This window comes from Streptomyces sp. NPDC093109, from assembly GCF_040701725.1.
In the GTDB taxonomy this organism is placed as follows: Bacteria; Actinomycetota; Actinomycetes; order Streptomycetales; family Streptomycetaceae; genus Streptomyces.
Window position 1 is genome coordinate 192,330 of record NZ_JBFBEZ010000003.1, and the last position, 13,546, is coordinate 205,875.

Here is a 13,546-nt window from a genome sequence, read left to right on the forward strand (position 1 = left end):
GGCGGAACATCAAAAATGCCCCGGACGGCACACAGGCAGCAGCTCCTTGAATACCGGAGCACCGCCGTGCATGAGCCACGGGGCGCGCATCGGGCAGTTCCATCGTCCGTACGGAACGATGGGCACCACCTGACCGGTGACCCGCCGCCCGGTAAGGGCAGCCAGGTGGGAGATCGGAGCCTCCACTTGTGGGCCGGGCACACACGTGTCCGGCCGGTCGTCACTCCAGGTTAGCAGCTCCCCGGGGCACGCGCTAACCGGCTGTGCGCCTATCGTGTGACCCATGAGCGACACGACGACACCCGAAGCAACCCCCGGCTATGACGCCATGGCCCGCGACATCGCGGAGGTCCCCGCCGTCGAGGTGATCGTCACCGTCGCGGTGAACCTGATGAGCGCGGCGGCCGTGAAGCTCGGCCTGACCGACGAGGGCGACGTACACAAGGACCTCGACGAGGCGCGCAAGCTGATCCACGCGCTGGCCGGCCTCATGGACGGCAGCACCACGGAGATCAGCTCCTTCCACGCCGCGCCGCTGCGCGACGGCCTCAAGTCCCTCCAGCTGGCGTTCCGCGAGGCGTCCGTGGTCCCCGACGAGCCGGGCCAGGGCCCGGGCGAGAAGTACACGGGCCCGGTCTACGGCTGACGTACGAACAGGGGCTCGCCCGGCGGCGTGGCCTCGGCCGGCAGCAGCGCCAGGTCGAGCCCGCGCACCAGGCGGGCCCTCAGCACGTCGTCCGCCGCGAGCGCCCGCGCGACCCGCCGGGCCGCCTCCGCCGGCGGCTCGGCCGGGTCCAGTACGAGCGCGAGGATGCCGTCCGCGCTCCCGGGCCCGAGATACGCCCGCCGCACCGCACCCTCACCGGCCACCACCGCCCGCACCGCCTCCGTCACGGCGGGATCCGCCAGCGGCGCGGCACTGGTCCGCCCCTCGGCGAGCGCCAGCAGCGCGGCCCCGGTGAGCTGATACGTCACGGGCCCGGCCAGATCCAGCACCACGGTGTCCGCCTTCTCGTGCGCGGCGGCCTGCAACGCCTGCCCCAGCGGTACGGCGACGGGCCTGGCCGCCGGATCCCAGCGCTTCAGCGCGTCGACCGACGTAAACGCCGGCAACGCCCGCCGGTCCCCCGCGCGCAGCGTGGGCACGGCCATGTCGCTCGTCTTCTCCCGCCGCAGCCCGTTCGCGTCCTCCTCCACCTCCCCGAGCACGGCAACGATGGGCACCAACAGCCGCGCCCCCGTCAACGCCACCAGCACCCGCTCCTCCGCCCCCCGGTCCACGGCCCAGGCGGCGAGCGCCTCGGCGAGAGCGGGATCGGCGGTGCCGTCATCATCGGAGAATCCGGATTCCGGAATGTTCTTCAGCACGGTTTGACCCTACCGGGCGGGGATGTTGTCCTCGGGCTGAGCCCAGTGGGCGTGTGCGGGTGGCGGCCGGGGGCCGAGGAGGTCTTGGGCGGGCCCGGGTGGTGCGGTGCGGGTTGTCGCCGGGTTCCCCTCCGGGGGCGGGTCGCCTCCCGGCGAGGGGCCGTGGTCCGTCCTGGGCTCGGCCCCGTTCGTACGTGCGGGTGCTGGCCGGGTGCGGGTCTGTTCGGGCTGGGCCCGGTGGGTACGTGCGGGTTGTTGCCGGGTGCCCCTCCGGGGGCACGCGCCCGGACTGCACGGGCCGCCTCCCGGCGGGGGGCCGTGGTCCGTCTTGGGCGGGGCCCGGTGGTGAGGTGCGGGTTGTTGCCGGGGTCCCCTCCGGGGGCACGCGCCCGGACTGCACGATTTACGCCGCGTGCGGGCCGGACCGTATGCGCGGGTCTCGCTCAGCGGCACAAATCGCGCTTTACGTCCGGACACATACCCCCTGCGGTGCCCCCTTCCCCGCCCGCACAGACCCACCCGCCCCAGCCCGGGACGGTTTGTTTGCGCGCGAGCCGACCACCGACCGGAGGGGGCCGGGGTCGCAGGAGGTGACGTCCCCGGATGTAGAGCGTGATTTGTGCCGCTGAACGCACCCGCAGTCGACCGATATGCCGCACGCGGCGTAAATCATGCATCCGGGGATGCGCCTCCGGAGTGCCCCGGCCCCCGGCACCGGAACCAACCAGCCGCACCCCGCACCGCACCGCCAAGCCCACGGTCCCTCGCCGGGAGGTGACCCCGTCCCGGCACCCGGCACGGACACCACCGGCCGCACCGCACCCGCCCGCCCCACGGCCCCTAGCCGGGAGGCAAAACGCGACGGGCGCCGCCGCGCCACAGCAGCACCGCCCCCGCCAGCAGCACCGCCCCCACCCCACCCGCCGTAGGCGCCAGCCAAGCCGCAGGCTCCGGGTCGGGGCGGGCCACGTCGGGGCCGGCGCCGAAGTACCGCTTGCGGTAAGTCGCGGAACCGGCCGCACCGGCGGCACCGGTCTCCGCACCCGCGGCGGCAGCCGAAGCAAGCGCGGACGCAGGGTCCACAAACCCGTACCCGCGAGAATCATCGCGCCCCTCCTTCGGCGCGTCCCGTGCCGTGTCGGCCAGGAGCTGCTTGATCTGGGCCGGCGTCAGGTCGGGGTGGGCCGAGCGGATGAGCGCCACCGCGCCCGAGACGAACGCGGCGGCCGCGCTCGTCCCCCAGCCCTCGTAGTAGCGATGGTCGGGGTCGGCGATGACGACGTCGACGCCGGGCGCGCTGACCGTGGCGTACCAGCGGCGGGTGGAGAACGCCGCGTGGGTGCCGTAGCGGTCGACGGCCGTGACGGCGATCACGCCGGGGTAGGCCGCCGGGTACGAGATGTGGTCGCCCTTCTCGCCGCCGTTGCCGGCGGAGGCGACGACGACGGCGCCCTTGGCGAGGGCGTACTGGACGGCTTCGTCCTCGCCGGCCTCGGGGTGGGCGGACTCGCTGTCGTCGCCGAGGGAGAGGTTGATGACGTCGGCGCCGTGGTCGGCGGCCCAGCGGATGCCCTCGGCGAGCGCTCCGCCCTTGGAGGAGCGGGCCTTGGCCCGTTCGGGGTCGGTGCCTTCGAGGATGACCCGTACGGGCAGGATCTTGGCCTCGGGCGCGATGCCGAGAACCCCGTCGGACCGGTCGAAGCCGTGGCCGTGGCCCGCGATGATCCCGGCCATGGCGGTGCCGTGCCGGGCCCAGGACCGGTCGCCGCGTACCGCGCCGAAGCCGATGAGGTCCTTGCCGGGCAGTACCTGGCCTTCGAGGTCGGGGTGGTTGTCGTCGACTCCGGTGTCGAGGACCGCGACGGTGACGCCGGTGCCCTGCGCGCTGCGCCACGCCTCGTCGGTGTGCATGGCGTCCAGCGCCCACTGCCGGTCCCGGATCGCGTCGGCGTGCGCCGGGACTGCGGGGACGAGGACGAAGGCCGCGGCGGCGAGGACGGCGGCGGCGCGCCGGTACCGGCGGCCGGTGGTGGGGGTCACTGTGGCCTCCGGGGTTCCGTCGCGCGGGCGCTGACGGCCTCGCGCAGTCCTCGTTCGATGCGGTCGGCGATGCCCTTGGCCTCGTGGCCGAGGCCGGACTGCGCGGGCGCGGTGGTGGCGCCGGGGACCATCGCCGCAGCCGCGGGCTGGGGCGTGGTGACCTTCCGGCCGTCGGTGAAGCCGGAGACGCCGTACACGACGACGGGGGCGTCGGTGAGGACGTTCACGGTCCAGCTGGCGCGCTGCGCGTCGCCGAACTTGGCGGCGGTGGTGCCTTTGACGGCGAAGGCGCGGGGTATCAGGTCGGCGCGGTCGCCGAGTTTCTCCTCGCGGAAGCGGGCCCGCAGGGCGCTCATCGCGGCGGCGTCGGCCTGGGTGAAGACGAGCCCGACGGTGGTGACGCTGCTGGCGGTGGCGTCCACGTAGGTGGCGCGGAGCACCCGTTCGCAGCCGACCGGGCCGACCGCCTTGACGAGCAGCGGGTCGAGGGCGGCGGCGCAGCCGCTGTCGGGGGCGACGCCGACCCTGGTCCAGTCGCGGGCGGCGTTGCCGGGGCCCGCGCCGTCGCCCTTGAGAGTGCGGGGGAAGAGGGTGTCGACGGGGACGCTGTGCCAGAGGGCGCGGGCCGTGGTGAAGCTGTCCTCGTCGGCGGGTTCCGCGGCGGAGTCGCCGGTGAGCCAGCTGCCGGTGACGGCGCCGCCGATCAGTCCGAGCCCGAGCACCCCGCAGACGAGCGCGGCGGCGGTACGGCCGGGGTGGCGCGCGGGGACGGGCACGAGCCGCGCGTGCTCGTCGAGGGGCGGCGCGGGCGCCGGCGCGGGCCAGGCGCACCCGGGAGGCGGCGGCGCGAGCGGCGGGGCGAGCGGCGGTGCGAACGTCGGTACGGGCGGCACGGCGGGCGCCACGCCCGGAGCCTCCACCGCGCCGGTCCGCGCCGCCGGGGCCGCCGGAGCCTGGGGCGGGACGGACGGCGCGGCGGGTGGCGGGACGGACGGCGGCGCGGGTGGCGCGTACGGCGGCGCCGGAGGCATGGCGGCGGTGGCGCCCTCCTGGCCGCCGCGGCGTTCCCCGGCAGGCGGCGGCCCGTACGCGGGTCTGCGGCCCGTGGTGACGGGCGGCGGGCCGAACGCGGTGCGCGGACGCGGCGGGACAGTGGCGCTGCGGGGGCCGGCCGGCGGCTGCGGGGCCGCGGCGGCCGGTTTGCGCGCGGGCGCGGACGCGGGCGCGGGTACGACGGGTGAGGCGGGCGCGGGGGGCTGCGCGGGGAGCGTCGCGCGTGGGCCGGTGGCCGGGGGGTTCGCGGGCCGGGGAGGTACGGCGGCGCGTGGTGCTTCGGTACTCATCCGCCCCCCTGTGCCGCTGCCTTGACCGGTCGGTCCACCGCATGACCGATCACCTTACGGAGCAGGCCCGTTCGACGCGGCGTGTGCGTCACTCTACGGGCTGGAGAGGGCCCGGCGGGAACGACCGCGAAGGCCGGGGTGATCTGCCCAGATCATCCCCTACCCGTGCGGCGGTCATGTCTGGCAAGCTGCGGGCCATGAATCCGCGTGCCAGTGACCGGGCCCGGTACGACCGGGCCACCGCCCATCTCGACGCGCCGGTCGCGATCGTCGATCTCGACGCGTTCGACGCCAACGCCGACGACCTGGTGCGGCGGGCGGGGGGCAAGCCGATCCGGGTGGCGAGCAAGTCCGTGCGCTGTCTGACGCTGCTGGAGCGCGTGCTGGCCAGGGACGGGTTCGCGGGGATCATGTCCTTCACGCTGGCCGAGTCGCTGTGGCTGGCCCGCGCCGGGTTCGGCGATGTGCTGCTGGCCTATCCGTCGGCCGACCGGGCGGCGTACGCGGAGCTGACGGCGGATCCCAAGCTCGCCGCCGCCGTGACGGTGATGGTCGACGATCCGGCGCAGCTCGACCTGATCGACGCGGCGCGCGACGGTGGCCGGGAGGAGGTCAGGGTCTGTCTGGAACTGGACACGTCCTTGCGACTGCTCGGCGGGCGGATCAGGTTCGGCGCGCTGCGCTCCCCGCTGCGCGAGCCGGCCCAACTGGCCGACCTGGCCAGGTCGGTCGCCCGCCGCCCGGGGTTCCGGCTGGTCGGGCTGATGGCGTACGAGGGTCATATCGCCGGGGTCGGGGACACCCTGGTGGGGCGCCCGCTGCGGTCGCGGGCGATCCGGCTCATGCAGTCCACCGCCCGGCGGGAGCTGGCGGAGCGGCGTGCGGCGGTGGTCCGCGCGGTGCGGGCCGTCACGCCGGATCTCGAGTTCGTCAACGGGGGCGGGACGGGCAGCGTCCAGCACACGGCGGCGGAGGACGCGGTGACGGAGATCGCCGCGGGCTCGGGGCTGTACGTACCGCGGCTCTTCGACAACTACACGTCGTTCACGGGCCGTCCGGCGGCGCTCTTCGCCCAGCCCGTGGTGCGCCGGCCGGGGGTCGGGGTGGTGACGGTGCTCGGCGGCGGCTATCCGGCGTCGGGGGCGGCCGGCTGCGACCGGCTGCCCGTGCCGTATCTGCCGCAGGGGCTGTGCTACGACGCGCAGGAGGGCCCCGGCGAGGTGCAGACCCCGCTGCTGGGCTCGCCGGCGGACGATCTGCTGATCGGTGACAAGGTGTGGTTCCGGCACGCGAAGGCCGGTGAGCTGTGCGAGCGGTTCGACACGCTCCAGCTGGTCGAGGGCGACCGGGTGGTGGCGTCCGTGCCGACGTACCGGGGCGAGGGCCGTACGTTCCTCTGAGGCCCTGCCCCGGTCGCGGTCGGGCTATGCCTATACGGGGGTGACGTACGCGCCCGCGATGCCGCCGTCGACGAGGAAGTCGGTGGCGTTCACGAACGACGAGTCGTCGCTCGCGAGGAACGCGACGGCCGCCGCGATCTCCTCGGCGGCGGCGAAGCGGCCCACCGGGATGTGCACCAGACGGCGCGCGGCGCGCTCCGGGTCCTTGGCGAACAGCTCCTGGAGCAGCGGGGTGTTGACGGGGCCCGGGCAGAGCGCGTTGACGCGGATGCCCTCGCGGGCGAACTGCACGCCCAGCTCACGGGACATCGCGAGGACGCCGCCCTTGGAGGCGGTGTAGGAGATCTGCGAGGTCGCCGCGCCCATGCGGGCCACGAAGGAGGCGGTGTTGATGATGGAGCCCCGGCCCTGGCGCCGCATGTAGGGGATCGCGGCCTTGCAGCAGAGGTAGACGGAGGTGAGGTTGACCTCCTGGACCCGCCGCCAGGCGTCGAGTCCGGTGGTGAGGATCGAGTCGTCGTCGGGGGGCGAGATGCCGGCGTTGTTGAAGGCGATGTCGACGCTGCCGTAGGTCTCGAACGCGGTCTTGAACAGCGCGTCGACCTGGTCGGCGTCGGTGACGTCGACCTTGACGAAGGTCCCGCCGACCTCGTCGGCGGCGGCCTTGCCCGCGGTCTCGTCGATGTCGCCGCAGACGATGTGCGCGCCCTCGGAGGCGAGCCGGCGCGCGGTGGCGAGGCCGATGCCGCTGCCGGCACCGGTGATGACCGCCGTACGGCCCACGAGCCGGCGGCAGACGATGTCGTTCTCAGGAGCGGTCATGGGTTTCAGGCCTCCGTGCTGATGAAGACGTTCTTGGTTTCGGTGAAAGCGGTGAGGGCGTCCGGGCCGAGTTCGCGGCCGAGTCCGGACTGTTTGTAGCCGCCGAACGGGGTGCCGTAGCGGACGGCGCTGTGCGAGTTGACGGAGAGGTTCCCGGCGGCGACGGCGCGCGAGACGCGCAGCGCGCGGCCCACGTCCCGGGTCCACAGGGAGCCGGCGAGGCCGTACGGGGTGGCGTTGGCCAGCCGGACGGCGTCCTCCTCGTCGTCGAAGGGCAGGACGACGGCTACGGGCCCGAAGACCTCCTCGGTGGCGACCGGGGAGTCGGCCGCCGCGTCGGTGAGGACGGTCGGGGGGAACCAGAAGCCGGGTCCGTCGGGCGCGGTGCCCCGGATGGCCGGCGCCGAGCCGGGGACGTAGGACCGTACGCGGTCGAGCTGGAGCGCCGAGATGAGCGGGCCCATCTGGGTCTTCTCGTCGGCGGGGTCGCCGACGACGACGGACTCCACGGCGGTGGCGAGCAGTTCCAGGAACCGGTCGTGGACCTCGCGCTGGACGAGGATGCGGGTACGGGCGCAGCAGTCCTGGCCGGCGTTGTCGAGGAAGGCCATCGGGGCCCCGGCGGCGGCCTGTTCGAGGTCGGAGTCGGCGAAGACGATGTTGGGGCTCTTGCCGCCGAGTTCGAGGGTCACGCGCTTGAGGAGGGCGCTGCTCTTGGCCATGATCTGTTTGCCGACGCGGGTGGAGCCGGTGAAGACGATCTTGGCGACGCCGGGGTGTTCGACGAGGGCGTCGCCCGCGACGGCGCCGGCGCCCGGCAGGACCTGGAAGAGGTGCTCGGGGAGCCCGGCGTCGAGGGCGAGTTCGGCGAGCCGGAGCGCGGTGAGCGGGGTGGTCTCGGCGGGCTTGAGGAGGACGGCGTTGCCGGCCGCGAGCGCGGGCGCGGTGGCCCAGGCGGCGACCGGCATGGGGAAGTTCCAGGGGGCGATCACCCCGATGACGCCGAGCGGTTCGAGGAGGGTGATGTCGAGTCCGCCGGCGACCGGGATCTGCCGGCCGGTGAGCCGTTCCACTCCGCCGGCGGCGTAGTCCAGGAGGTCGCGTACGTTGCCCGCCTCCCAGCGGGCGTTGCCGATGGTGTGGCCGGCCTCGGTGACCTCCGTCCTGGCCAGTTCCTCGATGTGCTCGTCGACGACGACGGCGAACCGGCGCAGTGTCCTGGCCCGGTCGGCGGGGGCGAGGGCGGCCCACCGGCGCTGGGCAGCGGCGGCCCGCCGTACCGCGGTGTCGACCTCGGCGCGGGTGGTCGCCGGGACGGTGGCGACGGTCTCCCCCGTGGCCGGGTTGAGCACCAGGTGTTCGGCGGCGTGTTGTTCCTGCACGTCGTTCCTCACAGACGTTCGAAGGAGCGGCGGAGCTCCCAGTCGGTCACCGCGGCGTCGAATGCCTCCACCTCGACGCGCGCCATGTTGCGGTAGTGCGCCACCACCTCGTCGCCGAAGGCGGCGCGGGCGATGGGGCTGTTCTCCCAGAGCGCGGCGGCCTCGTGGAGGGTGGTGGGGACCTGCTCGTAGCCGGCGCTGTAGGCGTTGCCGGCGCACTCCTCGGGGAGTTCGAGCTGGTGCTCGATGCCGTACAGCCCGGCGGCGATCAGGCCGGCGACGGCGAGGTGCGGGTTGACGTCCCCGCCGGGCAGCCGGTTCTCGAAGCGCATGGACCGGCCGTGGCCGACGACCCGCAGCGAGCAGGTGCGGTTGTCGTAGCCCCAGGCGACGGCGGTGGGGGCGAAGGAGCCCGGCTGGAAGCGTTTGTACGAGTTGATGGTGGGCGCGTAGAGCAGGGAGAAGTCACGGAGGGCGGCGAGCTGGCCGGCGAGGAAGTGGCGCATCACGGTTGACATGCCGCCGGGCCCGTCACCGGCCATGACGTTGGTGCCGGTCGCGTCCTGGAGCGAGAGGTGGATATGACAGGAGTTGCCCTCGCGCTCGTTGAACTTGGCCATGAAGGTGAGCGAGACGCCCTCCTGCGAGGCGATCTCCTTGGCGCCCGTCTTGTAGATGGCGTGCTGGTCGCAGGTGACGAGGGCCTCGTCGTACTTGAAGGCGATCTCGTGCTGGCCGGGGTTGCACTCGCCCTTGGCGGACTCGACGGTCAGTCCTGCGGTGGCCATCTCGTTGCGGATCCGGCGCAGCAGGGGTTCGACGCGTCCGGTGCCTAGGACGGAGTAGTCGACGTTGTACTGGTTGGCGGGGGTCAGACCGCGGTAGTGGCTGTCCCAGGCCTGCTCGTAGGTGTCCTTGAAGACGATGAACTCCAGCTCCGTGCCGACGTGCGCGGTGAAGCCGTGTTCGGCGAGGCGGGCCAGCTGGCGGCGGAGGATCTGCCGGGGCGCGGCGACCACGGGCGAGCCGTCGTGCCAGGCGAGGTCGGCGACGAGCATCGCCGTGCCCTCGTTCCAGGGGACGCGGCGCAGGGTGGAGAGGTCGGGGCGCATCGCGAAGTCGCCGTAGCCGCGGTCCCAGGAGGACATCTCGTAGCCGTCGACGGTGTTCATGTCGGTGTCGACGGCGAGCAGGTAGTTGCAGCCCTCGGTGCCGTTCTCCAGGACGTCGTCGAGGAAGAACGGTGCGGCGAACCGCTTGCCCTGGAGCCGGCCCTGCATGTCGGGGAAGGCGAGGACGACGGTGTCGATCTCGCCGCTCTCGACGAGGACACGTAGCTCCTCGACGCTGAGCGGGGGTGTGCGGTCTGCCACGGGGTTGCTCCTCCTTCGGTCAGCCGGAAGCCATAAGGTATGCCCGTAGACCATTGATTGGGAAGGGGAAACGGCGACGTGGCGAAGAAGAGCGAGCCGGCGGACCCGGCACAAGCGGATCGTCTGACTCCGGTCCTGCGGCCCGTCCGGGCGGGCAACGGCTTCGAGGAGGCGCTGGAGCAGATCCTCCGGATCGTCCGGCTCGGGCTGGTCGCGAGCGGCGAACGTCTCCCCGCCGAGCGGGAGTTGGCGGACCGGCTGCGGATCAGCCGGGTGACCCTGCGCGAGGTGCTCAAGGTCCTCCAGGACCAGGGGCTGCTGGAGAGCCGGCGCGGCAGATACGGCGGGACGTTCGTCCGGCCGCGGCCGGACGCGGCGGCCCCGGGCGCCGAGGAGGAGCTGCGGCGCCGGGGGGCGCGCGTGGACATCGAGGACGTACTGCGCTTCCGCGAGGTGCTGGAGGTCGGCGCCGCGGGGCTGTGCGCGGCGGAGGGGCTGTCCGGGGAGCGGGCACGGCGGCTGCGCTCGGCACTGGCCGCGACGCGCGACGCGCCGCTGGCGGAGTACCGGCGGCTGGACACGCTGCTGCATCTCACCCTCGCCGAGCTGGCCGGCTCCGCGACCCTGACCGAGCAGTACGCGGCCGTCCGGGCGTCGGTGAACGACCTGCTGGACTGCATCCCGCTGCTCGTACGGAATCTGGAGCACTCGCAGCAGCAGCACACGGCACTGGTCGAGGCGGTGCTGGACGGCGACGCGGACGGCGCGCGCGAGATCGCCCGCGAGCACTGCGGCGGTACGGCGGCGCTGCTGCGCGGCTTCCTCACCTGAGCGGCGCGGGGCCGGCCGGCGGAGCCGCTCCCGGCCTTTCCCGATCCGTAACAACCGTTTAACGCGCGGGCCTTGCGCGCGGCCATCGGGAAGGTAAAGGTATGGCCTCACACCTTTACCCCGAGTACCCCGAGGCAGGAGCTGCTCATGTCCGACGGCACCGACGCGCTCACCCCACCGGCCCCCGCGGCCGACGGCGCCGAGCAGCGCGACACCGACTACCTGAAACGCCGGGCACTGCGGCGCGGCAGCGCGGGCTGGCTGCTGCTCACCGGCCTCGGTGTCGCCTATGTCGTCTCCGGGGACTTCTCGGGCTGGAACATCGGCCTCTCCGAGGGCGGTTTCGGCGGTCTCGCGATCGCCATGGTGCTGATGGGGGTGATGTACGCCTGTCTGGTCTTCTCGCTCGCCGAACTCTCCGCCATCCTGCCCACGGCGGGCGGCGGTTACGGCTTCGCCCGGCGAGCGCTCGGCACCTGGGGCGGATTTCTCACCGGCACGGCGATCCTCATCGAGTACATCCTGGCGCCGGCCGCGATCTCCATCTTCATCGGCGAGTACGTCGAGTCCCTCCATCTCTTCGGGCTGACCGCCGGCTGGCCGGTCTACCTGGCCTGCTTCGTGATCTTCATCGGCATCCATCTCTGGGGTGTCGGCGAGGCGCTGCGCTTCAGCCTGGTGGTGACGGCCGTCGCGGTGGCGGCGCTGCTGATCTTCGCGGCCGGCGCGTTCACCGAGTTCGACGCGAGCGGGCTCAACGACATCCCGGCCGACCCGGACGCGTTCGGCTCGAACTCCTGGCTGCCGTTCGGGGTGCTGGGCATCTGGGCGGCCTTCCCCTTCGGTATGTGGTTCTTCCTCGGCGTGGAAGGCGTACCGCTGGCGGCCGAGGAGGCCAAGGACCCGGTGCGCTCCATGCCGAAGGCGCTCTCCATCTCCATGGGCGTACTCGTCCTGCTCGCGCTGATCACCTTCTTCGCGGCGACGGGGGCGCGCGGCTCGGCAGCCGTTCAGGAGGCGGGGAACCCGCTGGTGGTGGCGCTCCAGGGGGACGGTGAGCCGACCCCGCTGAGCCGGTTCGTGAACTACGCCGGGCTGGCCGGTCTGGTCGCATCGTTCTTCTCCCTCATCTACGCCGGCTCCCGGCAGCTGTTCGCGCTCTCCCGCGCGGGCTATCTCCCCCGGTTCCTCTCCCTCACCAGCTCCCGCAAAGCCCCCTATCTGGGTCTGCTCATCCCCGGCGCGATCGGTTTCGCGCTGGCGGCGGCCACCGGGGACGGCGGCCGGATGCTGAACGTCGCGGTGTTCGGCGCGACCATCTCGTACTCCCTGATGGCCCTCTCGCACCTCGTCCTGCGCCGCCGCGAACCGGACCTCCCCCGCCCGTACCGCACCCCCGGCGGAAAGCTCACCTCCGGCGTGGCCTTCGTCCTGGCGCTGTCCGCGCTGGTAGCGACGTTCCTCGTCGACAAGGAAGCCGCGTTCATCGCGCTGGGGGTCTACGCCGTCGCCCTCGCCTACTTCACCTTCTACAGTCGGCACCGGCTGGTGGCCGCCGCGCCCGAGGAGGAGTTCGCGGCCCTGGCCGCGGCGGAGGCCGAACTCGAACGGGACCGCTGAGCGCGGTCCTGGTTCCACACGCACGAAGGAGTACGAGATCCATGAAGCCGCTCATCGGCGTCAGCACGTATCTGGAGGCTTCCGCCGCCTGGGGCACCTGGGAGCTGCCCGCGGCGCTCCTGCCCGCCGGCTACCACCGGCTCGTCCAGCGGGCCGGCGGCCTGGCCGCGCTGCTCCCGCCGGACGGCGACCCTGACGCCGCCGCGGCGGTGGTGGCGCGGCTCGACGGGCTGGTCATCGCGGGCGGCCCCGACGTCGATCCCGTACGGTACGGAGCCACCCGCGACCCCCGCACCGGCCCACCGGCCCACGAGCGGGACGCCTGGGAACTGGCCCTGATCCACGCGGCCCTCGCCTCCGGGACCCCACTGCTGGGAATCTGCCGCGGCATGCAGCTGCTCAACGTCGCGCTGGGCGGAACGCTGGTCCAGCACATCGACGGCCACACCTCCGGCACCGCCGGCCGCTTCGGCGAGCACCCCGTGAAACCGGTACCCGGCACGCTCTACGGCGACCTGATCCCCACGGAGCTCACCGTCCCCACCCACCACCACCAGCACGTGGACCGCCTCGGCACGGGCCTGACGGCCTCGGCGTACGCGGCGGACGGCACGGTCGAGGCGGTGGAACTGCCGGGACCGGGCTTTGTGCTGGGGGTGCAGTGGCACCCGGAAATGGGCGAGGACCTGCGGGTGATGTCGGCGCTTGTCGCCTCCCGGCGAGGGGCCGTGGGCTAACCGGTGTCACCTCCCGGCCAGGGCGGGCCCGGCGGGGGCCGGGGTCCGTCACAGGCTCAGCCCGGCGGGTGGCGGCCGGGGGCCGGGGTCCGTCCTGGGCTGGGCCCGGTGGGTACCTGCGGGTTGTTGCCGGGGTCCCCTCCGGGGGCACATGCCCGGACTGCACGATTTACGCCGCGTGACGGGCCGGACCACACCCGCGGGTCTCGCTCAGCGGCACAAATCGCGCTTTACGTCCGGACACATACCCCCTGCGGTGCCCCCTTCACCACCCGTCACAGACCCACCGGGCTCGGCCCGGAACGTTTGCGCGCGAGCCGACCACGACCGGAGGGGGCCGGGGTCGCAGGAGGTGACGTCCCCGGATGTAGAGCGTGATTTGTGCCGCTGCACGCGCCCGCAGTCGACCGACGAAGCCGCACGCGGCGTTGGGGGTCCGGGGGTGTCCCCCGGGAAAACACAGCATGCATCCGGGGATGCGCCTCCGGAGTGCCCCGGCCCCCGGCACTTGGCCACACCGGCCGCACCCCGCACCCGCACCCGCACCCGCACCGCCAAGCCCACGGCCCCTCGCCGGGAGGCAACCCCGCCCCGGCCCCCGGCACGGGACCAACCGGCCGTACCCGGGTA

The 13,546-nt window shown here is 73.5% G+C and carries 11 protein-coding genes; 5 read left to right on the forward strand and 6 right to left on the reverse strand.

Annotated features, from left to right (window positions below; genetic code table 11):
- Window positions 1-283: 283 nt before the first annotated feature.
- Complete coding sequence (locus AB0389_RS05220) at window positions 284-646, forward strand: DUF1844 domain-containing protein (RefSeq protein WP_366393944.1); 363 nt, start codon at window positions 284-286, stop codon at window positions 644-646.
- Here AB0389_RS05220 and AB0389_RS05225 read toward each other — a convergent pair.
- The 3 genes from AB0389_RS05225 to AB0389_RS05235 all read right to left on the reverse strand — a co-directional run bounded on the left by AB0389_RS05225 (window position 637) and on the right by AB0389_RS05235 (window position 4,751).
- On the reverse strand, window positions 637-1,368 hold the full coding sequence (locus tag AB0389_RS05225; protein ID WP_366393945.1) for an SseB family protein: 732 nt from the start codon (window positions 1,366-1,368) through the stop codon (window positions 637-639). The genes AB0389_RS05220 and AB0389_RS05225 overlap by 10 nt on opposite strands.
- An 840-nt stretch (window positions 1,369-2,208) precedes the next feature.
- Window positions 2,209-3,408, reverse strand: a complete 1,200-nt coding sequence (gene mycP, locus AB0389_RS05230; RefSeq protein ID WP_366393946.1) for a type VII secretion-associated serine protease mycosin — start codon at window positions 3,406-3,408, stop codon at window positions 2,209-2,211.
- On the reverse strand, window positions 3,405-4,751 hold the full coding sequence (locus tag AB0389_RS05235) for a hypothetical protein (protein ID WP_366393947.1): 1,347 nt from the start codon (window positions 4,749-4,751) through the stop codon (window positions 3,405-3,407). The genes mycP and AB0389_RS05235 overlap by 4 nt, the downstream gene beginning before the upstream one ends.
- A gap of 197 nt (window positions 4,752-4,948) precedes the next feature.
- Between AB0389_RS05235 and AB0389_RS05240 the strand changes: the two genes are divergently transcribed.
- Window positions 4,949-6,151 (forward strand): amino acid deaminase/aldolase, encoded by a 1,203-nt coding sequence (locus AB0389_RS05240; protein ID WP_366393948.1) that lies wholly within the window; start codon window positions 4,949-4,951, stop codon window positions 6,149-6,151.
- Window positions 6,152-6,181: 30 nt separating this feature from the next.
- Here AB0389_RS05240 and AB0389_RS05245 read toward each other — a convergent pair whose 3' ends face one another.
- The 3 genes from AB0389_RS05245 to AB0389_RS05255 are packed head-to-tail and all read right to left on the reverse strand — an operon-like array spanning window position 6,182 to window position 9,728.
- On the reverse strand, window positions 6,182-6,973 hold the full coding sequence (locus AB0389_RS05245; RefSeq protein WP_366393949.1) for a 3-oxoacyl-ACP reductase: 792 nt from the start codon (window positions 6,971-6,973) through the stop codon (window positions 6,182-6,184).
- Window positions 6,974-6,978: 5 nt separating this feature from the next.
- Complete coding sequence (locus AB0389_RS05250) at window positions 6,979-8,355, reverse strand: aldehyde dehydrogenase family protein (RefSeq protein ID WP_366393950.1); 1,377 nt, start codon at window positions 8,353-8,355, stop codon at window positions 6,979-6,981.
- Window positions 8,356-8,363: 8 nt separating this feature from the next.
- Window positions 8,364-9,728 (reverse strand): glutamine synthetase family protein, encoded by a 1,365-nt coding sequence (locus AB0389_RS05255; protein ID WP_366393951.1) that lies wholly within the window; start codon window positions 9,726-9,728, stop codon window positions 8,364-8,366.
- 78 nt (window positions 9,729-9,806) lie between these two features.
- Here AB0389_RS05255 and AB0389_RS05260 point away from each other — a divergent pair, with 78 nt between their 5' ends.
- The 3 genes from AB0389_RS05260 to AB0389_RS05270 all read left to right on the forward strand — a co-directional run bounded on the left by AB0389_RS05260 (window position 9,807) and on the right by AB0389_RS05270 (window position 12,916).
- Entirely contained in the window at window positions 9,807-10,559 is a 753-nt protein-coding gene (locus tag AB0389_RS05260; protein ID WP_366393952.1) for an FCD domain-containing protein, read from the forward strand.
- A gap of 147 nt (window positions 10,560-10,706) precedes the next feature.
- The gene (eat, locus tag AB0389_RS05265; RefSeq protein ID WP_366393953.1) at window positions 10,707-12,179 is read left to right on the forward strand and encodes an ethanolamine permease; all 1,473 of its coding nucleotides are present in this window, start codon (window positions 10,707-10,709) and stop codon (window positions 12,177-12,179) included.
- A 41-nt stretch (window positions 12,180-12,220) separates the two neighbouring features.
- Window positions 12,221-12,916: a gamma-glutamyl-gamma-aminobutyrate hydrolase family protein gene (locus AB0389_RS05270; protein WP_366393954.1), complete on the forward strand. Its 696-nt coding sequence runs from the start codon at window positions 12,221-12,223 to the stop codon at window positions 12,914-12,916.
- The last annotated feature ends 630 nt before the right edge of the window (window positions 12,917-13,546 follow it).